Origin of the sequence: Shewanella sp. AC91-MNA-CIBAN-0169 (assembly GCF_040310165.1) — a bacterium.
Lineage (GTDB): Bacteria > Pseudomonadota > Gammaproteobacteria > Enterobacterales > Shewanellaceae > Shewanella.
On record NZ_JBEOPM010000094.1, the window covers coordinates 1 to 280 of the forward strand.

Genomic DNA, 280 nt, shown 5'->3' on the forward strand with positions numbered 1-280 from the left:
GTCAAGATGTGCAAACCCTCGCCAGCGATAAATTTGAAGGTCGTGGGCCCTTGTCACATGGTGAGAAGCTGACGGTGGAGTATGTAGAACATGCATACAAGGCCATGGGGCTTAAGCCGGGCTTTGGTGATAGTTACCGTCAAGCTGTGCCGATGGCAAAAATTACTGCTGACCAAACCATGCAGCTTAACATTGGTGAGTTGGTTTTTAATAATGGCACTGATTTCACCGCGCGCACTGAGCAAGTTTTGCCTCAAGTTGCGTTAGATAATAGCGACGT

1 pseudogene is annotated in these 280 nt (G+C 48.2%); it reads left to right on the forward strand.

The features are described from left to right. Positions 1 to 280 (forward strand): annotated as a pseudogene (locus AAEY98_RS22260) (M28 family metallopeptidase); the annotation flags it as partial.